Source organism: Paenibacillus sp. FSL H8-0079 (genome assembly GCF_037991315.1).
In the GTDB taxonomy this organism is placed as follows: domain Bacteria; phylum Bacillota; class Bacilli; order Paenibacillales; family Paenibacillaceae; genus Paenibacillus.
Map to the genome: position 1 here is coordinate 24,598 of NZ_CP150300.1, position 25,651 is coordinate 50,248.

The 25,651-nt window shown below is 46.3% G+C and carries 27 protein-coding genes and 1 riboswitch; of the genes, 25 read left to right on the plus strand and 2 right to left on the minus strand.

Translation table 11 applies throughout. The features are described 5' to 3' along the window. Window positions 1-105 precede the first annotated feature (105 nt). The 6 genes from MHI06_RS00105 (at window position 106) to rsmI (ending at window position 4,606) form a co-directional block, all read left to right on the plus strand. On the plus strand, window positions 106-549 hold the full coding sequence (locus MHI06_RS00105) for a YaaR family protein (RefSeq protein ID WP_017691389.1): 444 nt from the start codon (window positions 106-108) through the stop codon (window positions 547-549). Between the two features lie 9 nt (window positions 550-558). Continuing rightward, complete coding sequence (holB, locus tag MHI06_RS00110; RefSeq protein WP_062838101.1) at window positions 559-1,530, plus strand: DNA polymerase III subunit delta'; 972 nt, start codon at window positions 559-561, stop codon at window positions 1,528-1,530. A gap of 118 nt (window positions 1,531-1,648) precedes the next feature. Continuing rightward, entirely contained in the window at window positions 1,649-2,449 is an 801-nt protein-coding gene (locus MHI06_RS00115) for a stage 0 sporulation family protein (RefSeq protein WP_053778939.1), read from the plus strand. A 28-nt stretch (window positions 2,450-2,477) separates the two neighbouring features. Continuing rightward, entirely contained in the window at window positions 2,478-2,846 is a 369-nt protein-coding gene (gene yabA, locus MHI06_RS00120) for a DNA replication initiation control protein YabA (protein ID WP_017691386.1), read from the plus strand. A gap of 95 nt (window positions 2,847-2,941) precedes the next feature. Further along, window positions 2,942-3,721 carry a tRNA1(Val) (adenine(37)-N6)-methyltransferase gene (locus tag MHI06_RS00125; RefSeq protein WP_264935575.1) on the plus strand — a complete coding sequence of 260 codons (780 nt, stop codon included), beginning with the start codon at window positions 2,942-2,944 and terminating at the stop codon, window positions 3,719-3,721. Further along, window positions 3,722-4,606 (plus strand): 16S rRNA (cytidine(1402)-2'-O)-methyltransferase, encoded by an 885-nt coding sequence (gene rsmI / locus MHI06_RS00130; protein ID WP_169482990.1) that lies wholly within the window; start codon window positions 3,722-3,724, stop codon window positions 4,604-4,606. Between the two features lie 282 nt (window positions 4,607-4,888). Here the strand turns inward: rsmI and MHI06_RS00135 are convergent, their stop codons facing one another. Then, complete coding sequence (locus tag MHI06_RS00135) at window positions 4,889-5,143, minus strand: AbrB/MazE/SpoVT family DNA-binding domain-containing protein (RefSeq protein WP_024633700.1); 255 nt, start codon at window positions 5,141-5,143, stop codon at window positions 4,889-4,891. A 317-nt stretch (window positions 5,144-5,460) separates the two neighbouring features. On the opposite strand from MHI06_RS00135, the gene MHI06_RS00140 reads away from it, so the two are divergent. From MHI06_RS00140 to MHI06_RS00205, 14 genes are all read left to right on the plus strand, one after another. After that, on the plus strand, window positions 5,461-6,738 hold the full coding sequence (locus MHI06_RS00140) for an HD domain-containing protein (RefSeq protein ID WP_169482991.1): 1,278 nt from the start codon (window positions 5,461-5,463) through the stop codon (window positions 6,736-6,738). A gap of 332 nt (window positions 6,739-7,070) precedes the next feature. Further along, window positions 7,071-7,841, plus strand: a complete 771-nt coding sequence (locus tag MHI06_RS00145; RefSeq protein ID WP_340400046.1) for a TatD family hydrolase — start codon at window positions 7,071-7,073, stop codon at window positions 7,839-7,841. Between the two features lie 241 nt (window positions 7,842-8,082). Continuing rightward, a riboswitch (cyclic di-AMP (ydaO/yuaA leader) is annotated at window positions 8,083-8,336 on the plus strand. A 272-nt stretch (window positions 8,337-8,608) separates the two neighbouring features. Next, window positions 8,609-9,793 (plus strand): ubiquitin-like domain-containing protein, encoded by a 1,185-nt coding sequence (locus MHI06_RS00150; RefSeq protein ID WP_340400047.1) that lies wholly within the window; start codon window positions 8,609-8,611, stop codon window positions 9,791-9,793. Window positions 9,794-9,948: 155 nt separating this feature from the next. After that, window positions 9,949-10,494 carry a ribonuclease M5 gene (gene rnmV / locus MHI06_RS00155; protein WP_062838096.1) on the plus strand — a complete coding sequence of 182 codons (546 nt, stop codon included), beginning with the start codon at window positions 9,949-9,951 and terminating at the stop codon, window positions 10,492-10,494. 4 nt (window positions 10,495-10,498) lie between these two features. Then, complete coding sequence (gene rsmA / locus MHI06_RS00160; RefSeq protein ID WP_169482994.1) at window positions 10,499-11,401, plus strand: 16S rRNA (adenine(1518)-N(6)/adenine(1519)-N(6))-dimethyltransferase RsmA; 903 nt, start codon at window positions 10,499-10,501, stop codon at window positions 11,399-11,401. A 59-nt stretch (window positions 11,402-11,460) separates the two neighbouring features. Continuing rightward, the gene (gene yabG / locus MHI06_RS00165) at window positions 11,461-12,357 is read left to right on the plus strand and encodes a sporulation peptidase YabG (protein ID WP_017691377.1); all 897 of its coding nucleotides are present in this window, start codon (window positions 11,461-11,463) and stop codon (window positions 12,355-12,357) included. Between the two features lie 153 nt (window positions 12,358-12,510). Beyond that, window positions 12,511-12,786: a Veg family protein gene (locus tag MHI06_RS00170; protein WP_053778931.1), complete on the plus strand. Its 276-nt coding sequence runs from the start codon at window positions 12,511-12,513 to the stop codon at window positions 12,784-12,786. Window positions 12,787-13,038: 252 nt separating this feature from the next. Next, entirely contained in the window at window positions 13,039-13,215 is a 177-nt protein-coding gene (locus tag MHI06_RS00175) for a small, acid-soluble spore protein, alpha/beta type (RefSeq protein WP_017691375.1), read from the plus strand. 149 nt (window positions 13,216-13,364) lie between these two features. Beyond that, window positions 13,365-14,219, plus strand: a complete 855-nt coding sequence (gene ispE, locus MHI06_RS00180; protein ID WP_026081373.1) for a 4-(cytidine 5'-diphospho)-2-C-methyl-D-erythritol kinase — start codon at window positions 13,365-13,367, stop codon at window positions 14,217-14,219. Between the two features lie 97 nt (window positions 14,220-14,316). After that, window positions 14,317-15,144 (plus strand): pur operon repressor, encoded by an 828-nt coding sequence (purR, locus tag MHI06_RS00185; RefSeq protein WP_062838094.1) that lies wholly within the window; start codon window positions 14,317-14,319, stop codon window positions 15,142-15,144. 188 nt (window positions 15,145-15,332) lie between these two features. Then, window positions 15,333-15,617, plus strand: coding sequence for a septation regulator SpoVG (gene spoVG, locus MHI06_RS00190; RefSeq protein WP_017691372.1), 285 nt, complete (start codon window positions 15,333-15,335; stop codon window positions 15,615-15,617). Window positions 15,618-15,700: 83 nt separating this feature from the next. Beyond that, window positions 15,701-15,895, plus strand: coding sequence for a hypothetical protein (locus MHI06_RS00195; RefSeq protein WP_124118801.1), 195 nt, complete (start codon window positions 15,701-15,703; stop codon window positions 15,893-15,895). Window positions 15,896-15,963: 68 nt separating this feature from the next. Then, window positions 15,964-17,364, plus strand: a complete 1,401-nt coding sequence (gene glmU / locus MHI06_RS00200; protein ID WP_340400048.1) for a bifunctional UDP-N-acetylglucosamine diphosphorylase/glucosamine-1-phosphate N-acetyltransferase GlmU — start codon at window positions 15,964-15,966, stop codon at window positions 17,362-17,364. A 100-nt stretch (window positions 17,365-17,464) separates the two neighbouring features. Next, window positions 17,465-18,418 carry a ribose-phosphate diphosphokinase gene (locus tag MHI06_RS00205; protein WP_017691370.1) on the plus strand — a complete coding sequence of 318 codons (954 nt, stop codon included), beginning with the start codon at window positions 17,465-17,467 and terminating at the stop codon, window positions 18,416-18,418. 105 nt (window positions 18,419-18,523) lie between these two features. Here MHI06_RS00205 and MHI06_RS00210 read toward each other — a convergent pair whose 3' ends face one another. Continuing rightward, a complete protein-coding gene (locus MHI06_RS00210) occupies window positions 18,524-18,724 on the minus strand; it encodes a hypothetical protein (protein WP_024633712.1) in 201 nt (66 codons plus the stop codon). 141 nt (window positions 18,725-18,865) lie between these two features. Between MHI06_RS00210 and pth the strand changes: the two genes are divergently transcribed. From pth to spoVT, 5 genes are all read left to right on the plus strand, one after another. After that, complete coding sequence (pth, locus tag MHI06_RS00215) at window positions 18,866-19,426, plus strand: aminoacyl-tRNA hydrolase (protein WP_169482995.1); 561 nt, start codon at window positions 18,866-18,868, stop codon at window positions 19,424-19,426. 98 nt (window positions 19,427-19,524) lie between these two features. Next, on the plus strand, window positions 19,525-19,755 hold the full coding sequence (locus MHI06_RS00220) for an anti-sigma-F factor Fin family protein (RefSeq protein WP_017691368.1): 231 nt from the start codon (window positions 19,525-19,527) through the stop codon (window positions 19,753-19,755). Window positions 19,756-20,028: 273 nt separating this feature from the next. Continuing rightward, window positions 20,029-23,556 (plus strand): transcription-repair coupling factor, encoded by a 3,528-nt coding sequence (mfd, locus tag MHI06_RS00225; RefSeq protein ID WP_340400049.1) that lies wholly within the window; start codon window positions 20,029-20,031, stop codon window positions 23,554-23,556. After that, complete coding sequence (locus tag MHI06_RS00230; RefSeq protein WP_264935582.1) at window positions 23,540-24,688, plus strand: peptidylprolyl isomerase; 1,149 nt, start codon at window positions 23,540-23,542, stop codon at window positions 24,686-24,688. Before mfd ends, MHI06_RS00230 begins: the two co-directional genes overlap by 17 nt. A gap of 323 nt (window positions 24,689-25,011) precedes the next feature. Beyond that, window positions 25,012-25,554 carry a stage V sporulation protein T gene (gene spoVT / locus MHI06_RS00235; RefSeq protein ID WP_036606123.1) on the plus strand — a complete coding sequence of 181 codons (543 nt, stop codon included), beginning with the start codon at window positions 25,012-25,014 and terminating at the stop codon, window positions 25,552-25,554. Window positions 25,555-25,651 lie beyond the last annotated feature (97 nt).

A 25,651-nucleotide genomic window follows, 5' to 3' on the forward strand; every position in this document is an offset into this window, starting at 1 on the left:
ATAGAGTGTGACCAGCATATATAAAAGCCTCATCCTCACGCACAGGCGCAACGCGCACTGTGCTGATGGGCGATTGGCCAACTATGATAGAAAGCGGGCGTATCCATGAAAATCAATCCTGGATTCAGACCGATTCAGAGCGGGATCAGTTCTACTGATTCAGGTTCCAAACCGGTTCAATCCAAAAATTTCTCTGATATGATGAACCACCAGGGGGAACGAGCCTCACAAGCTGAACTGAATCGCCGGTTTAGTGAAATCCAGCTTCAGGGCGATCGCTTGGCACGTTCCATGACGATTCGTGAACTGAAGGCGTATAAGCAACTTGTTAAAAGGTTCCTGGAAGAGACCGTTCGTCGCGGTGTATCCATGAAAGAGACAAGGGGTTGGGATCGTCGTGGCAGAGGCAAGCGGTACAAGCTGATTGATGAAATTGACTCCGCTCTGTTATCCATGGCTGATGAACTGCTGGATACAGAAGAAGGAAAAATCTCTCTATTACAACAAGTAGGCGAAATTCGGGGGATGCTTATTAATTTAAGCTTCTGAGGAGGAAGTATGTCCTTTCAACAAATTATGGGTCAACAAGCGGCCAAGCAAATGTTACAGAGCAGTTTGAGACGTCAGGCCATAAGCCATGCGTATTTGTTTAGCGGGCCATCCGGAAGCGGGCAACGGAAGACAGCAATTACCTTTGCCAAAGCAATATTCTGTACAGAGCTTGAAGATGACGCGTGCGGGCAGTGTCTTGAATGTCGTAAGGTGGAACATGGTAATCATCCGGATCTAACCATGCTTGCACCAGATGGAAACAACATTAAAATAGATCAAATCCGGGATCTGCAGCGTATCTTTTCATATCGATCTGAGGCAGGCCATCCCAAAGTATATATTATAGAACAAGCCGAGAAAATGACGGTGCAGGCAGCGAACAGTCTGCTGAAATTTCTGGAGGAACCGCAGGTTCCTGCAGTCGGCATCCTGATTACTGATAATGGACAGGCTATGTTGCCTACGATTCGTTCACGCTCCCAATTGGTGCCGTTCAGTGCACTGAATCCGGAGGAGATGTTACAATCTCTGATTGAGGAAGGGCACCCTGCCAATCTGGCTCGCTCTGCCGTCCATTTAGCGTCAGGATTGGAAGCATGTAGAGAAATTCTCCAGCAGAATTGGTTTGCAGAAATTAGAAACGTAATGTTACAATTAGGGAAGGAGTCCCTGGGTAGAGGAAGTACATCATTGATCTCTGCACAGCAGAAGCTTTTTAAAACCGGACTCTCTGAACACCTGGACATGCTACTCAGTTTGTTCCATCTATGGTTTAGGGACATGCTGTATGTTCAGTACGATAGGCATGAACATATCGTTTTTATAGATCAGTTAGACATGCTATCTCAGTTGGCACATACCCGCAGCACAGAGCAGTGGGTCTCCTATATGGATATGGCCGCAGCATGCAGAAAAAAATTGCGTTTCAACGTCAATGGCCAGCTTTGTCTGGAGCAATTTTTGATCGGTTTGGCATAAGACTGGGAGAGGGCAGCGTTAGCTCCAATCATATGCAAACGGTTATAACTTCGGCCGGGTTCCCTAAGAAGACAGGGCTTCAGACGAAGTGGGGTTGGCTTACAAGGGGGTTAATTTTTTGTACAGTGTAGTGGGTGTCCGTTTCAAAAAAGCGGGCAAAATTTATTACTTCGATCCCCTGGACCTTCCCATTGAGAAAGAAAACTGCGTTATCGTGGAGACAGCGCGGGGGGTTGAGTACGGTAAGGTTGTCGTAGGTAAGAAGGAAGTGGGCGAGTCCGATGTGGTGTTGCCGCTGAAGAAAGTCATCCGCGTTGCGGGCGAGACAGATGCCCGTGTGGTTGATGAGAACAAGCGTGCAGCCAAAGAAGCATTCGGTACTTGTTTAAATAAAATCAAAGACCATGGCCTCAAAATGAAGCTGGTCGATGTGGAATTTACGTTTGATCGCAATAAAATCATATTTTATTTTACAGCTGAAGGAAGAGTTGATTTCCGGGAGCTGGTCAAGGATCTGGCAAGTATTTTCCGGACACGAATCGAGCTGAGACAGATTGGTGTACGTGATGAAGCGAAGATGCTTGGCGGAATCGGACCTTGCGGCCGTGTGTTGTGTTGTTCTTCCTGGCTGGGAGACTTTGAGCCGGTATCAATCAAGATGGCTAAAGATCAGAGCCTGTCACTGAATCCGACGAAAATTTCAGGGTTGTGCGGAAGACTCATGTGCTGTCTGAAATTTGAGCATGATAACTATGAAAGTGTGAGAGAAGAACTTCCGGCTGTAGGCAAATTGGTCGTCACCTCATTGGGTGAAGGAAAAGTTGTCGGAATTAATGCCGGTAGCCGCACAGTCCATGTTCAACTGTTCGACATCAGTAAAGTCAAAGAACTTCCGCTGGATGACGTCGTTATCAAGTAAACCATAAAGGTTGCTTCGGGGTGGAAACTTGGAAAAGAAAAATCTGTTTACGCACATTCATGAAATGGAAACCCAATTGGGTCAGTTGCACGGTGATTTAGGAGAGTTAAAAATGATTGTGAAGGAGCTGCTTGAGGATAATCAGCGGCTTACCATCGAGAATGAGCAGTTACGCAAGCTGCTTAAGCGTGAAGCTCCGGCAGATCTGCCGATCTCCTCAGCACTCGCTCCCGTAGCAAGACCAGCAGGTCCGGCTACAGGTGAAGATGTTGTGGGTGAAGGGTATGATAACCTGGCCCGGTTGTATCACGAAGGCTTCCATATCTGCAACGTCTATTATGGACATCTGCGGACGGAAGGCGATTGTCTGTTCTGCCTGTCTTTTTTGAATAAATGAAGTGACCGTAGGGATCCCCTACGGTTTTTTTTCAAGGTTACAAACCTAAACTTAACGAACATGAGATATAGAGTACCGGAGGATGAGCGTAACATATGAAAGCAAATGAAGTAGTGTTACATGAGTCAGAGCGGATTGATGATCTGCTCTCTCATGATCTGAGAATCATTCAAAGTGATGAAGTATTCAGTTTTTCAATGGATGCGGTATTGTTGGCTCGGTTTGCTTCCGTACCCAAACGGGGTCGTGTACTTGATTTGTGTACAGGTAATGGGGTCGTTCCCATTCTACTTACAACGCGTACGCAGGCTAGTCTGGAAGGGATCGAGATTCAGCCGCGTTTGGCTGATATGGCGCGTCGCAGTGTGCAATTAAATGAACTGGATGAGTCGATTATGATTCGTGAAGGTGATTTGCGAGAACTGGTGAAAGAAACGGGTCACGCTGTCTATGATGCAATAACGGTTAATCCCCCATACATGCCTCTGAATGGCAGTGATCTCAAGATGAATACACATCAGGCCATGGCACGTCATGAGATTGGATGTACCTTGGAAGAAGTGATCCAGGCTTGCAGTCGACTTGTACGTAATGGCGGTAAAGTATCGATGGTTCATCGTCCGCAGCGTCTTGCAGAGATTATCTCGCTCATGCGCGAATATAAGTTGGAGCCCAAACGGATTCGGATGGTACATCCCCGCGCTCATCTGGAAGCCAACATGGTATTAATTGAAGGAATGAAAGATGGTAAACCCGAAGTAAGGATGCTTCCTCCACTCATTGTCTACAATGAAGAGGGGAAATACTGCGAAGAGATTATGGATATTTACTATGGTCAGCAACATGCTGAGCGCACAACGAAGGGAGGACTTTAGATGACTTTGCATATTCAGAAAAGTTATGCGGAGCAGCCTGAAGGCTCGGGCAAGCTGTATCTGGTTGGAACACCCATTGGTAATCTGGAGGACATGACCTTCCGGGCCATCAAGACTTTGCAGAGCTGTGACATCATTGCAGCAGAAGATACACGCCAGACCCGAAAGCTGCTTACCCATTTTGAAATTACACCGTCGATGTTGTTTAGTTATCACGAGCATAACAAGGGAGCAAGTGGCCCTGAACTGATACGCTATATAATAGAAGGAAAAAATTTGGCACTGGTCAGTGATGCCGGTCTGCCAGCCATTTCGGACCCAGGTTCCGACCTTGTACAGCTTGCGCTGGAAGCCGGAATAACGGTCATTCCCATCCCTGGACCCAATGCTGCGTTGTCTGCTCTGATCGTGTCCGGATTACCGACGGAGCGCTTTACATTCGGCGGTTTTTTGCCGCGGGAGAAAAAGGACATGCGAAAAGTGCTGGAGGCTTTTGACGAATCCAACGGGACTTTGTTATTTTATGAATCACCTCATCGTATTCGAAAAACATTAGTCCATCTCGAAGAAATTCTGGGTGACCGCTCGATTGTCCTGGCCCGTGAACTAACCAAGCGTCATGAGGAATTCGCAAGGGGCACTGTGAAGGAATGCATAGACTGGCTTGAAGAGCATCCACCTCTTGGCGAGTACTGTTTGCTGGTAGAAGGCATTAAGGAAGAAGAGCGTAAGGCTGAGCGCGAAGCATGGTGGCAGCTTATGTCGCTTGCGGATCATGTCAACCACTATGAGGGTGAAGGACATAATCGCAAAGATGCGATGAAAAAAACGGCAACCGATCGTGGTCTTACGAAGCGGGATGTATATAATGCGTTAATCGAGTAGCTAATCGAACCAATTATCATCTGTCATGGGGAACATAACCTGAAAAGAACCTTATACCCAACCTTAGTGGAATCTTAAAAAAGCAGAGCGGTTCAAAAAAATTCCAAATAAAATTTACCGCTCTCTCCCGGTTGTGGTGTGACAGACCCATTTTGGGTAATGGAACCCATAACAGGGCAAAAAAATACCTTCCACGGTGGGGTTCACACCGGGAAGGCCATTAAGGAATATTAAAAAGGTTGGAAATAACAATTTAGATAAGTCCAGTATACCTAGTTTTTCTTATTTTGTCACAGGTGCAGGGATTTCGGAAATACATTCGTTACAAACAATTTTACCTTTGAAGTAAGTAACGTTCTCTGCATTACCACAGAAGATACAAGCAGGCTCGTATTTTTTCAACATGATGCGCTCGCCGTCAACATAGATTTCCAGAGCATCTTTTTCACCAATACCGAGCGTACGGCGCAATTCGATTGGAATAACTACCCGTCCTAGTTCGTCCACTTTTCTTACAATACCTGTTGATTTCATCATTATAATCAGTGCTCCTCTCAGCTAACTATCATTGTCATTATTCGACATTATTTTATGTTTTATGATACTCATCATACCAACGATTCCCAAAACAGTCAACCTTAAAATTAGCTTAAAATTAAGGCTGTTTTTCACAAGGTTACTGGTGGTAAGGGATTGAAAGCCGTTTTTCGTATTTAAACATCAATGTCAGCTTTGTCGATTTGGAAAACGACAAAACTACGTTATTCGACAAAGTTCGTCATGCTGTGTCGAATCTTTGATGAATTGTAGAGATCAAAGCGTTAATATAAGAGAAATTAAAGGAGTGAGTCGATATGGAACAACGTTTAACGGAAGAGAAAGTGTTTAAAGATCCGGTACATAATTACATCCACGTGCAAGATCCAGTTATATGGGAGTTAATCAACACTCCCGAATTTCAGCGTTTACGCCGGATTCGTCAGTTGGGGACTTCGTACCTTACCTTTCACGGGGCAGAGCATAGTCGTTTCTCACATTCACTGGGTGTTTATGAAATTACGCGCAAGATCATCTCTCAATTTGAAAGAAGTCATTATTCGGATTGGCCGAAAGAAGAAAAGATTGTAGCTCTGTGCGCAGCTTTACTTCATGATCTTGGGCATGGGCCATTCTCTCACTCCATCGAGGAAGCTTTTGACATGAATCACGAAGATTGGACTTGTCGCATCATTACAGGTGATACCGAAGTAGGGGCAATCTTAAGACGGTATGCTCCTGATTTTCCTGAGAAAGTGGCTTCTGTAATTCAAAAAACGTATGAGCAGCCGATTGTGGTCAATCTGGTGACCAGCCCTCTTGATGCGGACCGAATGGATTATTTGCTCAGGGATGCTTATTTTACAGGAGTAAACTACGGAACAATCGACCTTGATCGTATCCTTCGCATGCTGCGCCCTTATCATGGACGGATTGTAGTCAAAGACTCAGGCATGCATGCTGTTGAGGATTACTTAATGTCTCGGTATCAGATGTATTGGCAGATTTACTTCCATCCGGTAACCCGGAGTTCCGAAATTATATTGCGGCAAATATTCAAGCGAGCGAAAACACTTATACAGGAAAATTTTCAATTCCGCTTCATGATCGATCCACTACCTCAATTATTTGAAGGAGAACTATCGGTAGAGGAATATTTGCAGTTGGATGAAGCTTTGATTCAGACGGCATTTACGCAGTGGCGCAAGGAGGACGATACTGTTCTAAGTGAGTTATGCGAACGTTTTATGGATCGCAAGTTATATAAGTATGTAGAACTTGAACAGACCGACTTGATAATGATGGAAGAGATTCGGGAAGCATTTGTTCAGGCAGGTCTTAATCCCGAATATGATCTTGAAATTGATTTTCCATCGGATAATCCGTATGATGTGTTTCGTCCGGATGAATCCACGGATAAGCAGATTCTTCTGCTCGATCGACAGGACAAGTTACATGAGTTGTCAGAAGTATCCGACATTGTCCGTTCCATCAGTGGGCTACATCGGGGAAAACATCATTTGTATTACCCGCAAAACAAGGTGGATGCGATTATTCACGAATTACCGTCCCATATACGCCCCTATTTCTTGTAATGATGAGTGTACAACTTGGTGAAAAATTTCGAGTTCAAAAGACTTTCTAAAAGAGCTATTTTTCATGATACAGTAATCTGCTTTAATGGGGAGTATATGTAGATCGACATAATTTTGTAAAATAAAGTAGTTAGAGTCATCGTCGTTAGCAATATATAGATCCGAGTATCCGTATATCTTCTATATATTGTAGTTTGTGAAGAAAAGAGTGTAATGACGGAAATCCAAGGGTTTTTAAAATTTTCTTTATGAAACATTAAATTATTGGATTTTATAAATTAAATTACCAAAAAGAAGATAGTCGTTAGTTCGACATGAAGGGAGATTCAAACATGATGCTGTTCGACACACATACACATCTGGATGCACCACAATTCGACGAGGACCGCGAGGAAATGATTCAACGTGCCGTGGATGCGGGGGTTGGTCGCATGATCAACATTGGTTTTAACCGGGAGACGATTCCAACCACAATGAAACTCGCCGAAACGTATGACTTTATATATGCAGCTGTAGGGTGGCATCCCGTAGATGCGATCACAATGCAGGAGGGCGATTTGGAGTGGATTGCATCTTTATGCAGGCATGAAAAAGTGGTTGCGATCGGTGAGATTGGATTGGATTATCACTGGGATACTTCGCCGAAGGAAGTGCAACATCGCGTATTACGACAACAAATTGCTTTGGCGCGTGAAGTGAACATGCCAATTGTCATCCATAATCGGGATGCGCACGAGGATATTGTAAGAATTTTGCGTGAAGAGAAGGCTGGCGAGGTTGGTGGTGTGATGCACTCGTTCTCGGGTAGCTGGGAAACGGCGAAAAGTTGTCTCGATATGGGCTTCCATCTGTCCTTCGGAGGTCCAATCACATTCAAAAATGCAAAGCAACCAAAAGAGGTTCTGGAGAAGGTTCCTATGGACCGGTTTTTCATTGAAACAGATGCTCCATATCTGACACCTCATCCGTACCGTGGAAAACGAAATGAGACAGCGCATGTACGTCTGGTTGCAGAGGCAGCTGCGGAAATTAAAGGCATTTCGGTAGAGGAAATTGCTGCAATAACAACCAAAAATGCCATGGAACGATTTGGTATTCGTTAAAAAAACGAGTAAATCAGGTGAAATAGAGAGTTAAGCGGAGTTAATTTGCTCTTTGATCCAAATAAATCAAGAATATTACAATATTTTAACCAAATATTCAGAAAAACGTACTTGATCAACGCTTTACAACATGCATCAAAACAGGATATCATCTTTTCAGTGAATTGTTGTGCGGAAAATTGGACAGATGTTCGGGGGATGAACAAAGGGACACTTTCCGATGAAACAACAATACTTTCATGAATCAGTCTCGCTGAGTCTCCGTTAACGGAGAGCGGGGGAACCAATAGGGCTTAAACATCGGTGTATTTGGCCGATGCGCATCGTTCGCTGACCCAAAAGCAGCGAGAGGATCTGCGAAGCCATATTTGATTTCTTCTTTGGGTCTCGGGGTGAATTCAAAGGCGTCCGCCATGAGCGGGTGACCTAAGATAGGGCGGCTCTCTTTCGCCCGAACCCGACAGCTAACCTCGCAAGCGGAAAAAGAGAGGCAACCTCGTGCATGAATTTCCGATATTCAGAATCATTCGGAAGCCACGAAAGAGTTCCTCTTACACTCTTTCTTTGGCTTTTTTTGTTTTTGAATAAAAGAAATGTTGTCATCATACGGTAGGTATTCAGGAGGATGACATCATGTTGCGAAGATTGATTCATGGTGCAGAACCGGTCATTTGGTCCGATCTGTGTTCTGTAGAAAAATTGGTATAGTCACGTCAAAGACATCATGCATTACTTTAGACGACGAGGCTATGAAGGAGGACGGAGAAGTGGGCACATTCCAACCAGAAGAGACCCATGAGTCACGATCATCCAGTAAGTCTTTCGCGTTGCGGTGGAAGCATGAGAACATGCGTCAAATGGCATTGATCGCGATTTTCTCAATTGCGCTTACAATCATGATCTTGTTAGTCGTTTACGGTCAGGCCGGGAAACAAATTTCACTGGTTATTGATGGCAAAGCTCAGGTGGTAGAGACTCGTACAGGAATGCTTCAGGAAATGCTGGAGGAGCAGTCAATCACAGTCAGCCCTCACGATAAGGTATCCATGTCCATGAACGGGGCGATTACAGATGGAGACCGAATTGTTATTGAGCGGGCCGTTCCAGTTAACATTACGGCAGACGGAGACACCAAGACTCTGTATACAACCGATTCATCGGTACAAGAGGCAATTCAAAAATCAGGTATTCAGGTTGCAAGTAATGATAAAGTGTATCCGGCGCTTGGAACTGCAGTCAAAGCGGATATGAAAATTCGTGTAGTGCGGGTAACAAAGCGTACAGTGGATGTAGAACAACCGATCGCTTATAAAGTGATCAAAACGGCTGACCCTAGCTTGTACAAAGGGGATAACCGTGTCGTTGTAAGCGGCAAAGAAGGCACACTTGTACAGCATATCGAAAAGGTATTTCAGGATGGAGAATTGGTCTCCAAAAAAATGGTCGGCAAATCCGTCGCGAATAATCGTGTAGATAAAGTGATCGCTGTCGGTACCAAAGCAAAACCGGTTGTAAAAGAGCCTGAGGTTCAAACCGTATCGGCTCAGACTTCAACAACGAAACAGGCAACAACAACGAACTCGAAGAAAACTGCTGCCTCGGGCAGCAAAGTGATTACCGTATCCGGGACTTCTTTTAAATACTCCAAAGTACTTAAGAATGTATCCATGACTGCCTACTCTTCCGAAGAGCCTGGCATTGGTACTAAAACAGCTTCCGGTACTCGTGTAACGGAAGGGCGCACCATTGCGGTTGATCCCAAAGTCATTCCAATTGGCTGGTGGGTATATATCGAAGGTCTGGGCTTCCGTCGTGCGGAAGATACAGGCGGTGCCATTAAAGGCAACAAAATTGATGTATATTATGACAGTGTGAAGCATGCCCTGAATTTTGGACGCAAGAAAGGCAAGACGGTCTACGTGATCGGTCCGGTGAAGCCGGAAGCGAACTAAAATCGTTTTACTTTGAAATGGGAATGCTATAAAATAGTTGCATGAATGATTCATGCGGAATATGCGGCGGAGGGGTCTGAATTCAGTCTCCCCCGCCGTTTGGCAGAGAAGAGGATATTCCTCTTCTTTTTGCGTTAGAAAGGAAGAAATGGAACATGATAAAAGAAGTCATTGTGGTGGAAGGCCGTGACGATACGGTAGCCATCCGTCGGGCCGTAGAAGCCGATACGATAGAAACGGGTGGATCAGCCATCAACCAACGCATTCTGAAGCGAATAGCGCTTGCTCAGGAGAGACGGGGAGTCATCGTACTGACAGATCCGGATCATGCTGGCGAACGCATTCGTAAAATTATTGCGAATAAGGTCCCTGGTTGCAAGCATGCCTTCATTCCAGAAGCGGATGCGACGCGCAAAGGGGACATTGGGGTGGAGAACGCCTCACCGGAGGCGATTCGGCACGCGCTGGAACGCGTACATACTTCATACGAAGGTGCTCCGAGTCTGATCGATTGGGAGGACCTGATCGCGGCAGGGCTTATCGTGCATCCGCAGGCTGCTGCACGTCGCATGGAGATGGGCAATCTGCTGGGTATTGGATATTGTAACGGGAAGCAGTTCCACAAACGTCTCAGTGTATTTCAGATTACACGGGAAGAGTTCTCTACAGCATTAGCGCAAATTGAACGTGAAGGATTGTGAGCATATGAAGGACATAGAAGAGACGATAGAAATTGCAACGCCCAAGCGAACCAAAGAGATTATTCAAAGACACGGATTCTCATTCAAGAAAAGTCTAGGTCAGAACTTTCTGATCGATCAAAATATACTAAACAAAATCGTTAATGCAGCCGATTTGGACGAGTCCAAGGGCGCGCTCGAGATCGGGCCAGGTATTGGGGCCCTTACGGAACGATTGGCTCGGGTAGCTGGTCCTGTCACAGCCGTAGAGATTGATCAGCGCTTAATCCCAATCCTGGGAGAAGTGATGCAGCCTTATTCAAATGTACGTGTTCATCATGGGGATGTGCTGAAGCTTGATCTGGCTGAGTTGTTTAATACGGATTTTGCATCCGTAGACAAAGTTAGTGTCGTGGCTAACCTGCCTTACTATGTAACGACCCCGATCATGATGAAACTGCTGGAAGAGAAACTGCCGGTAGACAGCATCGTTGTCATGATTCAAAAAGAAGTGGCTGAACGCATGGCTGCTGCACCTGGATCAAAAGACTACGGTAGTCTGAGCATCGCAGTTCAGTACTACAGTATGCCGGAGCTTGTGTGTATTGTGCCTCCTACGGTCTTCATCCCGCAACCTAACGTGGAATCGGCTGTCATTAAGCTGAAGGTGCGTGAGCAACCGCCCGTGGAGATTCCGGATGAAGCACATTACTTCGAAGTGGTACAGGCTTCTTTTGCCCAGCGGAGAAAAACAATCTCGAACAACCTGAAGGCACGCTTCTTCACGAAGGAGAACCGGGAACAGGCAGACATTCTGCTGGAGCAGGCAGGTATTCAACCGTCCCGACGCGGAGAGACGTTAAGCCTGCAGGAGTATGCTACACTCAGCACCGTGATGTGGGAAGCAGGGGTACGCGCCGCGCTGTAAAATTTGAATGAACCAAACCGGGTCTCTGCCCATACGATGGGGTAGAGGTGATTACGTTGATGAATATCGGAGACTTGGTCGTTCGGAAGTCATACGGCGGCGATGTGACTTTTCGGGTGGAAGGCCTCCAGTTGGATGCTGCGGTCATTAAAGGGACTGAGTTCCGGCTGATTGCCGATTCCCCGGTGGACGATTTGATACAGGTTCCCTACGAACCGCAAAGCGCCAAGACCAGACAGGCGCATATTAAAGCACATCAGACCCTGTCCCGCCTGCAGCAGAATCGAATGGAACAGGCTGAGCGGAATCGTGAAGGTCTGGTGCAGGATTGGTCTGCACAGCAGGAACCGGCTTATTTTGAGATGCCTGGTAAGGTGCTTCATCTGGATGGAGATCCGAATTATTTGAAAAAAAGTATGGATCTCTATGAGCAACTTCGTGTTCCCGCAGAGGGACAATATGTCCATGAATCGGCAATGGCAGATACCTTATACCGTTTATTACCCAAAGTACGTCCGGATATCGTGGTCATTACGGGTCATGATGGGGTACTTAAGACACGACAGCCTTATGACTTATATAGTCTTGGTAGCTACAAGAACTCACAAAATTTTGTGTCGGCCATTCAGGTGGCCAGACAATACGAACGCCACCTGGATGCACTCACCATTGTAGCAGGGGCCTGTCAGTCCCATTTTGAGGCACTGCTGCGCGCTGGAGCGAACTTTGCCAGTTCTCCGGGCCGAATTCTCATTCATGCACTTGATCCGGTCTATGTCGCAGCCAAGGCCTCCTTCACGTCTGTTCGGGATACCGTCAACATGAGTGATGTCTTGCACAATACCATCAGTGGTAGCCAGGGTGTGGGTGGTGTGGAGACACGAGGAAGTTACCGGGTAGGTCTGCCGGGATTGAATGATTTGTCCACGCTAAAAGTGAACCCATCGGCAGTCTGATGTAGGCCATTTAAAGTCCCAATTTGGGGCTTTTTTTGTTTGCAAAAAAATTCATTGACAACAACTTTTTGATGCTGATATAATAATTAGTTTTGATTTGACAATGACTGTAAAATCCGGTATAATGGACAAGAAAAGAGGTGGTCGTCGACAATGGCTAAAAACACGCTGTTGGATATCAAACGCAATCTCGACGCACATATAGGTCAGAAAATTATGTTGCGGGCTAATGGTGGCCGCCGTAAGACCATTGAGCGTACGGGTGTATTGGAAGAAACGTACCCTTCTGTTTTTATCGTTAAGCTTGATGAAGAGCAAGAAACCTTCAAGCGAGTATCTTATAGTTATGCGGATATACTTACGGAATCGGTGGAAGTCATGGTTTTTGACCCGGGCAGCCAGACGCATAGCTCCTACATGGAGACGTAAGTATCGTTTTACAGGCGATTCGCCCCACTGGGCGGATCGCTTTTTTGTTTTTTACTAAATCACCAATTCGTCTCTAAAGGTAAAGCATACATACTCAGGAATGAGCGATGAATGGTCGCGGCATACTATTTGGACAGGTGAAGAAACAGTTTCCTAAGCAAATGCAGGAACTGAACTTGGCCTGATGGTAAAATGTCCAAAACGTGAACGAACTCATCACATCATGAAGGATACTTTGGAGGAGGATGGTTCATGAGTCGGAGAAGAAGAAGTGTCATGTCAGAGGATCTGAAGAATGAGCTGGCGAAAGACCTGGGTTTCTACGATACGGTGCAACAGGAAGGCTGGGGCGGAATTAAAGCCAAGGATGCAGGAAACATGGTAAAACGTGCAATTCAACTTGCTGAACAGGCTGCGCGCAAATCTTAATCCGTTTCAAGCAGACTGAAAAGCGGGGAAATCCGTCAGGAATAACCCCGCTTTTTCCCCTTAGATGCGGAATACAAATGACTTGACAGCCCCATTTTGATATAATATGTTAAGTTGTCTTAGGGAAAAGGTGAGGACGGGTGAACGCCTTGAAAATTTACGAAAAAGCGCCTGCTAAAATTAATTTGATGCTGGACGTTTTACATAAAAGAAGCGATGGATTCCATGAAGTTGAAATGATCATGACCATGGTCGATCTGGCTGATCGGCTGGAAATGTCGGAGCTGCCGCGAGATACCATTTTCATCTCCAGTCAGGCGGGATATATCCCGCTGGATGAGAAGAATCTGGCTTTCCAGGCAGCCAGACTCATTAAGGAGCGGTATAACGTACGCACCGGCGTCCATATTCATCTGGATAAAAAGATTCCAGTTGCAGCCGGACTTGCAGGGGGTAGCAGTGATGCAGCAGCAGCACTGCGTGGATTAAACCGTCTGTGGCGGCTGAATATACCGGATCACGAACTTCAGGAGCTTGGAGCTGAACTCGGTTCGGATGTCCCATTCTGTATCACAGGAGGGACTGCACTCGCTACAGGACGTGGTGAGAAATTGACTCCCATACCTAATCCGCCGCAATGCTGGGTGATTCTGGCCAAGCCTCCAATCAACGTCTCTACAGCCGATGTGTACGGACGGTTCCGTAGTGACAAGATCGTTCGTCATCCGAGTGCGGCCAAAATGGAGCAGGCTATTCGTAACCAATCATTTACGGAAGTATGTGACCAGATGGGCAATGTACTTGAAGATGTAACATTGAAGCTGTATCCGGAAGTTCAGCATCTGAAGGATGCTATGATTCGACTGGGAGCAGACGGTGTGTTAATGTCCGGTAGCGGCCCAACGGTATTCGGTCTAGTCTCCAAAGAATCCAAGGTTGCCCGGATATACAATGGTCTGCGCGGCTTCTGCAAAGAAGTCTACGCTGTACGTATGTTGACTTAAAATTCGCTTTTATAATGTACAAACACGTATAAAGGTGGTATATTTTTAAATAATTATTCGGATTTAGATGTTTCCGTGATCGTGAGGATGGATCTCTGTGAAGAAGTTAAAACGAAGCGCAAGGCTGGTTGAAATGACGCAATACTTATTGTCCAGACCGCATACGGTTATACCCTTGACCACATTTGCCGAACGCTATGGAGCCGCGAAGTCTTCGATTAGTGAAGATTTGGCGATTATCAAGGAAGTGTTCGAAGAAGGTGGGTCAGGAGAACTGCATACACTGGCTGGAGCAGCCGGGGGAGTAAGATGGATTCCGAAGGTATCTCGAGAACTGGCACTGGCATTCGCGGAGCGACTGTCGACCCAGCTCGCGCAGCCTGATCGGATCTTGCCTGGAGAATACCTGTACATGTCTGATTTGCTTGGACAACCCGCATTGATGAATGAAGCCGGCAAGATATTTGCAACGGCCTTTGGCAATATGAATATTGATGTGGTTATGACGGTAGAAACCAAGGGAATCCCACTGGCTTATGCGACCGGAGCCCAGCTCAACCTGCCTGTCGTGCTCGTACGCAGGGACCATCAGGCTACAGAAGGATCGGCCGTAAGTATCAATTATGTATCTGGGTCCCATAAAAGTCTGCATACCATGTCCCTGTCCCGCAGGGCGATGCGTGAGCATTCCAGAGTACTCATTGTGGATGACTTCATGAAGGCCGGGGGTACGGTGCAAGGAATGATTGATCTTTTGGCCGAGTTTAATGCTACGGTAGCCGGGGTAGGGGTACTGGTTGAATCTGGTTCTGTAGATTCAGAGGAACGCCTGCTAACGGATTACGTCTCTCTGGCGAAGCTGACAGCGGTTGATGCCAAGAGCAGACACATTTCCGTCAAGCCTGGTAACTATTTCGACCTGTAGAAAGATGACGAATTTTGTGTCGGTAAAGGTTCTTTTCCATCGACCTGGCACTAACGTTGTCGAATTGTGTATTAAATAAAAAAATTCCTGAAATTAGGAAATTTTTGTGGTTATAAAAAGAAGGAGTTCGTATAGGCTGTGTGGAATTATACACCAAGTTCTGATGGAAAAAGGTGGTGAACACACACATGCAAATTACGGATGTCAGACTCCGCCGTGTCAACTCGGAGGGGAGAATGAAGGCTATCGCATCCATTACCATCGATAACGAATTCGTCGTTCATGACATTCGTGTCATTGATGGTAACAACGGAATGTTTGTTGCTATGCCGAGCAAACGTACTCCGGACGGAGAGTTCCGTGATATCGCCCACCCGATCTCTTCCGGTACTCGTGAGAAGATTCAGGCAGCAGTTTTGACTGAATACGATCGCGCAGCAACTGAGGAAGAAGTCATTGAAGAAGGTGCCTGAGAACATTATTGGGGTTCGAAGGAAAAGAGAGCCATGTCTTATGGCTCTCTTTTCTTTTTGACCGGAATAAGATATATTCAGTATTGAGTTTATTAGCAGAGAACAAAAAGCGCATCGTGCGCTTGGTGGCAGGGCGGCATCTTAGGAATCATTGGGATTCGGTTAAGCTCGCAGGTACACGGCGTATACATATAGGTCACGATTCGTTGGTGTCCGCGTTGTTACGTGTGATTACAGAGACAGCAGGCGATGAACAGGACCGGCTTGAAGCCGGCTGAACGATACTCATTGGATATAGATCAGCAATGCATTTCAATGGGATTTTCAGAACAGGAGGTCGTTAATTTTGAAACGAATGGCAATCGTTCTTGCCGCAGGGCAAGGGAAACGAATGAAATCAAAATTGTACAAAGTACTGCATCCCGTATGCGGCAAACCTATGGTTGGACACGTGCTGGATGCAGCACTCAGCGCAGGCATTGAACGCAGTGTGGTTGTAGTCGGTCATGGTGCCGAAGCGGTGCAGTCATTTTTGGGTTCCAGAGCGGAGTATGCACTTCAGGCGGAACAACTGGGTACAGGTCATGCTGTGAAGCAGGTTAAATCCTTGCTTGGCGGTGAAACTGGCTCTACGATTGTGGTCTGTGGAGATACACCACTTGTGACCAGTGAGACGTTGGAAGGTCTGATGAAGCTGCATGAGAGCAGCGGAGCAGCAGCTACAGTTCTTACGGCTCAGTTGGACAATCCCAAAGGCTATGGCCGCGTCATTCGCGGAGAAGATGGGTCTGTACAACGGATTGTGGAACAAAAGGATTGCACAGAGCAGGAAGATGCTGTGAATGAGATTAACACGGGCACATACTGTTTTGATAATGCAAAATTGTTCGCAGCCCTGGAAAAAGTGACGAACCAGAACGCGCAGGGAGAGTACTATCTCACAGACGTGGTTGGCATTTTCCGCAATGATGGAGAAGTGGTTGAAGCTTACATGTCAGATGATATCGCAGAATCCATCGGGGTTAACGATCGACTCGCACTTTCGCAAGCCGAAGCCTTCATGCGTGAACGTCTTGCTGTACGCCATATGTTGAACGGTGTTACGATCATTGATCCGTCATCGACATATATCGGAGCGGATGTTACGATTGGAGCAGATACGGTATTGTATCCGGGGACGATCCTCAAAGGCACAACTTCCATTGGTGAAGCATGCCATATTGGTCCTCAGGCGGATGTGGAAGACAGTGTTATTCAGGACGGAGTTACGATCAAACATTCGGTGTTGTCCAATGCCGAAGTTGGTTCTGATGCAACGGTAGGCCCATTTGCTAATTTGCGTCCAGGGACTAAACTGGGTCGCAACGTAAAAATTGGTAACTTTGTTGAAGTGAAAAATGCTACAATTGACGAAGGTTCCAAAGTATCTCATCTCAGCTATATTGGGGATGCCAAAGTAGGGAAAAACGTAAATGTTGGATGTGGGGCAATAACTGTCAATTATGATGGTTATAATAAAGCTGTGACAACGATTGAAGATGATGCTTTTGTAGGCAGCAACGTCAATCTGATTGCACCGATTACGGTAGGAAAAGGCGCTTATGTGGTTGCTGGCTCCACCGTTACCCATTCCGTTCCCGAGAATGACCTGGCCATTGCTCGTCCACGTCAGGAGAATAAACCTGGTTATGCGGAGAAGATTCGCGGACGTGCCAAAGCCAAGAAACAAAATGCCAAACCCCAATAAGGGGTTTTGATAACAAGATTGCCTCCCGAAGACCGGGAGGTGCCGACATGTCGCAGACGCTTATTGATTCCAATGAACCAGCACGGAGGGTTTTTATTTTATGACTTATTTTGATTCGAAATTAAAAATATTTACTTGCAATTCTAACCCCAAGCTCGCCCATCAAATTGCTGATTATATCGGGATTCCTATGGGTGAATCTCACACAACCAGCTTCAGCGATGGCGAGATTCAAGTGAAACTCTCCGAGAGTGTTCGGGGTTGTCACGTCTACATCGTGCAGTCCACTTGCTTGCCGGTTAATGACAACCTGATGGAAATGCTCGTTATGATTGATGCACTTAAACGGGCATCTGCCAAGACGATTAACGTCGTTATTCCTTACTATGGCTATGCAAGACAGGATCGCAAGGCACGTTCGCGTGACCCAATTACTGCGAAACTGGTTGCCAACCTGATCGAAAAAGCGGGTGCAACCCGTGTTATCGCGATGGACTTGCATGCAATGCAGATTCAGGGATTCTTCGACATTCCGGTCGACCATTTGCTCGGCGTGCCGATTCTGGCTCAATATTTCCGGTCGAAACAGATCGAAAATCCAGTTGTTGTGTCACCTGACCACGGTGGCGTAGTCCGCGCACGTAAACTGGCTGATTTCCTGAATGCACCTCTTGCGATTATCGACAAACGTCGTCCTGAGCCGAATGTGAGCGAAGTGATGAACATTATCGGTAACATCGAGGGTAAAACAGCCATTCTGATCGATGACATTATTGACACGGCGGGAACGATTGTACTGGGAGCGAATGCTCTGATGGAAGGCGGCGTGAAAGAAGTATACGCGTGCTGTACTCACCCGGTATTGTCGGGACCTGCGATGGAACGTTTGGAGAATGCACCATTGAAGGAAGTCATCGTAACGGATACGATTCCAATTACGCATGCGAATCCGACAAGCAAACTCAAAGTGTTGTCTGTAGCGCCTTTGCTCGGAGAAGCAATTATCCGGGTTCATGAGGAATTGTCAATCAGCAAGCTGTTTGAAATTGAATAAGGATGTCTGCATAAAGTAGTAGAGGGGTTACGTTTTCCGGTTCAATGGAAAATGTAACCCCTGTCGGCGTGCCGTTTTATTAAAAGTGAAACAGACGCTGGTCAGTTAATACCCGGGGCGGGAGATAAATCGGAAACGACGCCGATGAAAAAGCGTGTCGGCAATCTCGACGAATTGGTTATCGAAACGAGTGATGAGACCAATCTCAATATGGGTGTCGCGGTCGTATACCTGTACAGGTACGTGATATTCGAGATGATAGATAAAATCGCTATGTTGAGTCAGTTGTCCGTTGTCTTCGCGCAAAACCCGCTCACCTTCCTGGGTTGATAAAATAATAACTGTGAATACTACAGTAAATTCGGATCTTTACTTTCCTGATATTATATGAAATATAACATTCGAAGTCTATGCCTCACCTCAGGCTAATCCGAAGGAGGGAACAAGATGAAGTGGATTGTCGGACTTGGAAATCCAGGCTCGAATTATGCCAAAACCCGTCATAATATCGGTTTTATGGCTCTGGATCGGTTGGCTGATCGTTATAGTATCTCCATTACTCAGAGTAAATGTAAGGCGCTGATTGGAGAAGGCAACATTGGCGGTGTGAAAACAGTACTGATCAAACCCATGACCTTTATGAATTTATCTGGTGAATCGGTTCGAGCGTATATGGACTTTTATAAAGTTAGTCTTGAAGATCTGATTGTTGTGTACGACGACATGGATACAGAGATTGGCAAAGTCAGATTGCGTTACCAAGGCAGTGCAGGCGGACATAATGGGATCAAATCCATTATTCAGCATACCGGTACACAGCAGTTTAACCGGGTACGCATGGGAATATCCCGGCCTGAACCAGGACATGCCATTGTCGATTATGTACTGTCGACATTTATGAAGAAAGAAAAAGAAGCCCTTGATCAGACCATTGAGCAAACATGTGATGCCCTGGAGCATAGCTTGACTCATACGTTCGAACAAACAATGGCGAAGTTTAACGGTTAATTCTGTAAGACATACTGGTAAAATGATCAAAAAAGACGGGTTCGATTCAGCCATACTGGACATACTGGACGTATAAACCATGTTCAGGAGGCATAAACATGTCAGTGAATTACGTATGTCGGCATTGCCGTACCTTTATTGGACGAATCGATTCTGCCCGGATAACGGAAGTAGAACTCGGCTTTCATTTCTTGACCCCCGACGAGCGGAGGGATATAATAGCGTATAATTCCGGTGGTGACATTACCGTTCGGATTACATGTGATTACTGTAAGGAAGCCCTGGAGCACAATCCAGAGCTTAGTCTGCTCGCGAGTCCGCTTCAGTAGACATCGCCTGTAACAGGATCGAATGACAGTTGAGGGCGGTTGCGTAATAACGCTCCACCTTTTATAGCCTTGGCAGCCTGCTGAGGCTTCTTTTCAGTTGGAATGAAAGCCAGCGCTATCTCCAAATCAGGCTCAGCCACATCAACAGATGTGGCAATGTTGCGAGTAATCCTTTATGATGAAACAGGACAAAAAGGAATTTGTATCCATTTTAATAGTGATGCTACGCGTATGCGTGAGATAATCAAGTAAGTTATAAGAGAGGTGCCCCTTTTGTTACAAGCACTTATACAGGCTTTTTCCAAAGATCCGGACTTCGGGTCCATTACAGCCGGAATCAAGTCCGGCATGAAAGAGCAATTGGTTTCCGGTTTGTCCGGATCGGCGCGTCAGATTATGCTGGCTGCTCTGCATCAGGAAATGAACCGACCATTGCTCGTAGTAACACATAATATGTTTGCTGCTCAAAAAATTGCAGAAGATTTACAGGAAGCGCTTTCACATGATCAGGTGTTAATCTATCCTGCCAACGAACTTGTCGCTGCTGAAGCTGCTGTTTCCAGTCCGGAAACATTGGGTCAGCGTATTGATGTGTTGGTCCGCTGCGCCCAGGGATTCAGGGGCGTTGTTGTTATTCCCTTTTCCGGCGTAAGACGTTATGTCCCGCTTCCAGAAGTGATGGCCAATGCTCGAATTTTGATTAAACAGGGCAGCACACTTCAACTGGATTCCTTCCTGCTGGAGATGGTAAAGCTCGGATATGAGCGTGTGGAGCGCGTAGAATCGCGTGGGGAGATGAGTGTACGCGGAGGTATCATCGACTTCTATCCAGTTACTTCATCGATCGCGTATCGGGTGGAGTTATTTGATGATGAGATCGACTCCATTCGGACGTTTGACCCCGCGGATCAGCGTTCAATTGAACGGATTGAAGAAATTACGGTTCTGCCATGCAAGGAGTTAATCGCAGACCGTGAACGGATGGAAAAAGCTGCGGATGCAGCTGCTCTTTTGCTCGAGCAACAGCTGGAGAAAATGACCGACCGGCAGGCGAAGCTGCGTCTTCGTGAAGAAATTCACCGGGAGATCGAGCTTTTGCGGGAACACGTGTATTTCTCCGAAATGTACAAATATATTTCTCCGCTCTATCCGGAGAATAAAACGATCTACGACTATATGCCAGAAGATACCCTGCTAGTTCTTGATGAGCCTGCCAGACTCTCGGAGACATCGAAACAGCTCGACCGTGATGAATCGGAGTGGAATCTGCATTTGATGCAAAATGGAAAAACACTTCCGGATCTTCCATTATCCGCAGACGGTGATGAACTGTTGTATGAGCGTCCATTCCAGACGTTGTTTATGTCGATCTTTTTGCGTCAGGTTCCACACACCCAACCACAGAACATTCTGAACTTCATCAGTCGTGGCATGCAGGATTTCCATGGACAGATGAACTTACTGAAGGCAGAGATGGAGCGTTGGCAGAAGGCCGGAGTTCAAGTGCTCATGCTGGCGAACGGTGAGGAACGATTAGATCGGATGCGCCGCGTTCTGATGGACTATGATATTCCGGAGCCGGAGATGCTGATCGGTAACTTGCAGACCGGATTTGAAATGCCGTCCATTCATTTGGCTGTTGTGACTGAGGGTGAGATGTTCTCGCAAAAACAGCGTAAAGTACGCAAACCGATTCGGAATGTAGACAATGCGGAACGGATCAAATCTTATAGTGAGCTAAAAGTGGGCGATTATGTCGTTCACCAGAACCACGGGATTGGTAAGTACCTCGGGATCGGCACCCTAGAGGTTGGCGGTATTCATAAGGACTACATGCATATTCTCTATGCGGGTGGAGACAAACTGTCTGTACCTATTGAACAGATCGATCTGATTCAGAAATACGTTGGTTCGGAAGAGAAAGAACCTAAAATATACAAGCTGGGCGGTAATGAGTGGACACGGGTTAAAAATAAAGTCCGCACATCCGTACAGGATATTGCCGATGATCTGATCAAGCTGTATGCAGAGCGTCAGACGTCCAAAGGGTTTGGATTCGACAAGGATTCTGCGGAACAGCAGGAGTTTGAGGACATGTTCCCTTACGATGAGACACGTGATCAGGTGCGTGCGATCGAAGAAATCAAGAAGGATATGGAACAAAACCGTCCAATGGACCGTTTATTGTGTGGGGATGTTGGTTACGGCAAAACCGAGGTGGCTATTCGTGCTGCGTTCAAAGCAGCAATTGAAGGCAAACAGGTGGCTGTACTCGTTCCGACAACGATTTTGGCACAGCAACATTTTGAAACGTTCCGTGAGCGGTTCTCCGGGTATCCTTTCAACATTCATGTGCTTAGCCGTTTCCGCTCGCGTAAAGAGCAGAATGAAACAGCCAAAGGCATCAAGGCAGGCACCGTGGATATTGTCATCGGGACGCATCGACTGCTGTCGCAGGATCTGGTGTTCAAGGACCTGGGACTGCTCATTGTCGATGAAGAACAGCGCTTTGGAGTAACTCATAAGGAAAAACTGAAGAAGCTGAAAACCAATGTGGACGTGCTGACGCTGACGGCAACACCGATTCCGCGTACGCTTCATATGTCCATGCTGGGTGTGCGAGATCTATCCGTTATCGAGACTCCACCAGAGAATCGTTTCCCGGTGCAGACTTATGTGGTTGAACACAGTCAGGCGCTTGTCCGTGAAGCGATTGAGCGTGAGCTTGCCCGTGGTGGTCAGGTGTATTACCTCTATAACCGTGTTCAAGGAATTCAGGAGATGGCAGCCGAAATTTCTGAACTTGTGCCCGAAGCCAAGGTTGGTGTGGGTCATGGTCAGATGTCGGAAACTGAGCTGGAGAAGACGATTCTGGACTTCCTGGATGGTGAATATGACGTGCTTGTGAGCACAAGTATCATTGAGACGGGTGTAGATATTCCGAACGTAAACACACTGATCGTACATGATGCGGATAAAATGGGGCTCTCCCAGCTGTATCAGCTGCGCGGGCGGGTGGGTCGTTCCAACCGTATTGCGTATGCCTATTTTACGTACCAACGGGATAAAGTGCTTACTGAAGTTGCCGAAAAACGTCTGCAATCGATCAAAGAATTCACCGAACTGGGCTCGGGATTCAAAATCGCCATGCGTGACTTGTCGATTCGTGGGGCGGGAAATCTGCTAGGAGCAGAGCAGCATGGCTTCATCGCTTCCGTCGGATTCGATCTGTATTCCCAGATGCTCGCGGAGGAGATCAACAAACGCAAAGTTACGATGCTTGGCGAGGAGCCGGTACCTTCCGACCAGTGGAACACAACCCTGGATCTCAGTATTGATGCTTACTTGCCGTCCGATTATATCTATGACAGTATTCAGAAGATTGAGATCTACAAAAAAGTGGCGGTTATTGCATCCTTCGACGATGCGATGGAGCTGGAAGACGAATTGGTTGACCGGTTCGGTGATCTTCCAGAGGCCGTCATCAACTTGCTGGCTGTTGCACGGATGAAGGTATACGGCAAAATCTACGGTATTGAATCCATTTCCCAACGTGGTGAGGACATTACTGTGAAGTTCTATGAAGGGCGCGAACAGGCCTTTGAACTCTCGAAAATCGCGCACATTGGAAATCAGTTCGAAAGACGTGTACAATTTGAACAAGGACCCCATATGCTGATTCACGCTAAAGGCAAGGGGCTTGGGGATAAGCAACTGATGGAGCTGGTAGAGAAAATTCTGGAGTCCATGAAGACTGCTTTTAAATCAAAGGGGGAACTAAAAGATGTTACCAAAGTATAAAAAAGTAGGAAAAGTACTGTCTGTGAGCATGGTCGCAGTACTATCCTTATCATTGCTTGCTGCTTGCGGCAAGAAGGAAGAAGCGAAAGCACCGGAATCGACAGATACAAGTGCTGTAGTCGCTACGTATGATGGTGGTACCATTACAGCCAATGAATTCGATATGGAACAGCGCGTTATGAAATTCCTTTATCCGGAATATGCACAAATGATGGATATGGACGATTTCAAGGAGTACCTGGTGAAACAGGAAGTTGCTTATGAATATCTGAGCGGCAAAGCAAGTGAAGAAGCGAAAACAGCGGGTGCCAAAACAGCAACCGAGCAATTCGATAAAATGAAAGCTTCTGTTCAGGCAGATCAATGGACTGAAATGCTGAAAGCTCAGAACCTGACTGACCAGAACATTAAAGATTATATGACTCGCATCATGACGGTAATCAAAGACAAGGAAACTGGCGTTACGGAAGATGCGATTAAGGCTGAGTTTGAGAAAAACAAAGATCAGTTCACAACGGCTTCTGTTCGTCACGTGCTGATTAACTTCACAGATCCAAAAACGCAAAAAGAACGTAAAAAAGAAGATGCACTGAAAATTGCAAAAGAAGTAAAAACCAAATTGGATGGCGGAGCTGATTTTGCTGAAATTGCAAAAGAATACTCCGAAGATCCAGGTTCTGCTGAAAAAGGCGGACTGTATGAAGAAACACCTGTAGGCAGCTGGGTAGATGCTTTTAAAGAAGCTGCAAAAACGTTGCCACTGAACAAAATCAGTGATCCAGTTGAAACGGAGTACGGTTACCACATCATGAAAGTGGAAGCTCGTACAGAAGCTGACTTCACGAAATTGACGGCTGAGCAAAAAGAAAGTCTGAAGAGCCAATTGGCAGCTGCTGAGATCGATACGTTCATGCAAAATGAATTGGACAAAATCGTAAAAGAAGTGAACCTGCCAAAAACAGAAAAAGCTGAAGAAGGTACGACTGAAGGCACAACAGGTACAGGAACTGAAGGAGAGCAAACAACCGAACCAAAAACGGATGACTCCACAGGTACGGATACCAAGACTGACCAAGGTACGACTGGAACAGATAAAGATGCAACGACAGACGAAGGTACAAGCAGTAAGTAATATGGCTGTGTTAGCATACGTTCAGGGGTAAATCCGCCCGAATGAATGCCTTGTACAATAGTAAATATGGACAACCATACAGAGAAGCAAGGGGAGGACTTAGGACCTCCTTCTTGCTTCTTCTTGTATATATTTAAGCCGTATGGGTATATGGTCGCCTTCTTCGAAAGTTACACAACTATATTCTCCAATGTATGTATAAGGAAATGGGAACAGATGAATACTATGGTCAAGATATCACACTAAACGTTCTGGGACTTTCCTCTACCCATTAAGGAACAGTAGTTGAAAAATCTTCTCGAGAAAGTGGGGCAACATGTGAAATGAAAGCTACTGGTATTGTCCGCCGTATAGATGACCTTGGTCGTGTGGTCATTCCAAAAGAAATCCGCCGTACGTTACGTATTCGTGAAGGTGATCCATTGGAAATTTTCGTGGATCGTGATGGAGAAGTTATCCTTAAAAAATATTCGCCAATTGGCGAGCTTGGTGATTTTGCCAAAGAATATGCAGAATCCCTGTATGAGAGTACAGGACATGTAACCATGATCTCCGACCGGGACACCATTATCACGGTGGCAGGGGGCTCCAAGAAAGAGTATTTGGACAAGCAGGTAGGTCAACTGTTAGAGGGCTGTATGGAAAACAGAAAGACCATTTTGGAAACTAACAACGGTTCTTATGAGCTTAGCAAAGATCATGACGAGACGTTATCTTCTTTTGTTATTGCGCCGATTATCTCGGGTGGTGACCCCATCGGAACGGTTATCCTTTTCAATAAGGATGAATCGGTGAAGATGTCTCAGATGGAAGTGAAGATGTCTGAGACGGCTGCTGGTTTCCTTGGCAAGCAAATGGAACAATAGACAGCAGATCAACTCCTGGTGCCCTGATTTGGGCATACGGGAGTTTTTTGCTTTTTAAGGGGCAAGGAGTTGATCCGGGATGATTGTCATGGGGGAG

Bases quoted from the DNA above. Each gene is read 5' to 3' on its own strand.
- MHI06_RS00175 (WP_017691375.1), top strand. From the start codon at position 13,039: ATGAGTCGGAGAAGAAGAAGTGTCATGTCAGAGGATCTGAAGAATGAG.
- MHI06_RS00145 (WP_340400046.1), top strand. From the start codon at position 7,071: ATGATGCTGTTCGACACACATACACATCTGGATGCACCACAATTCGAC.
- MHI06_RS00125 (WP_264935575.1), top strand. From the start codon at position 2,942: ATGAAAGCAAATGAAGTAGTGTTACATGAGTCAGAGCGGATTGATGAT.
- MHI06_RS00140 (WP_169482991.1), top strand. From the start codon at position 5,461: ATGGAACAACGTTTAACGGAAGAGAAAGTGTTTAAAGATCCGGTACAT.
- spoVG (WP_017691372.1), top strand. From the start codon at position 15,333: ATGCAAATTACGGATGTCAGACTCCGCCGTGTCAACTCGGAGGGGAGA.
- MHI06_RS00205 (WP_017691370.1), top strand. From the start codon at position 17,465: ATGACTTATTTTGATTCGAAATTAAAAATATTTACTTGCAATTCTAAC.
- MHI06_RS00230 (WP_264935582.1), top strand. From the start codon at position 23,540: ATGTTACCAAAGTATAAAAAAGTAGGAAAAGTACTGTCTGTGAGCATG.
- rnmV (WP_062838096.1), top strand. From the start codon at position 9,949: ATGATAAAAGAAGTCATTGTGGTGGAAGGCCGTGACGATACGGTAGCC.
- spoVT (WP_036606123.1), top strand. From the start codon at position 25,012: ATGAAAGCTACTGGTATTGTCCGCCGTATAGATGACCTTGGTCGTGTG.
- MHI06_RS00220 (WP_017691368.1), top strand. From the start codon at position 19,525: ATGTCAGTGAATTACGTATGTCGGCATTGCCGTACCTTTATTGGACGA.
- rsmI (WP_169482990.1), top strand. From the start codon at position 3,722: ATGACTTTGCATATTCAGAAAAGTTATGCGGAGCAGCCTGAAGGCTCG.
- MHI06_RS00170 (WP_053778931.1), top strand. From the start codon at position 12,511: ATGGCTAAAAACACGCTGTTGGATATCAAACGCAATCTCGACGCACAT.
- rsmA (WP_169482994.1), top strand. From the start codon at position 10,499: ATGAAGGACATAGAAGAGACGATAGAAATTGCAACGCCCAAGCGAACC.
- yabG (WP_017691377.1), top strand. From the start codon at position 11,461: ATGAATATCGGAGACTTGGTCGTTCGGAAGTCATACGGCGGCGATGTG.
- holB (WP_062838101.1), top strand. From the start codon at position 559: ATGTCCTTTCAACAAATTATGGGTCAACAAGCGGCCAAGCAAATGTTA.
- MHI06_RS00105 (WP_017691389.1), top strand. From the start codon at position 106: ATGAAAATCAATCCTGGATTCAGACCGATTCAGAGCGGGATCAGTTCT.
- MHI06_RS00135 (WP_024633700.1), bottom strand. From the start codon at position 5,143: ATGATGAAATCAACAGGTATTGTAAGAAAAGTGGACGAACTAGGACGG.
- pth (WP_169482995.1), top strand. From the start codon at position 18,866: ATGAAGTGGATTGTCGGACTTGGAAATCCAGGCTCGAATTATGCCAAA.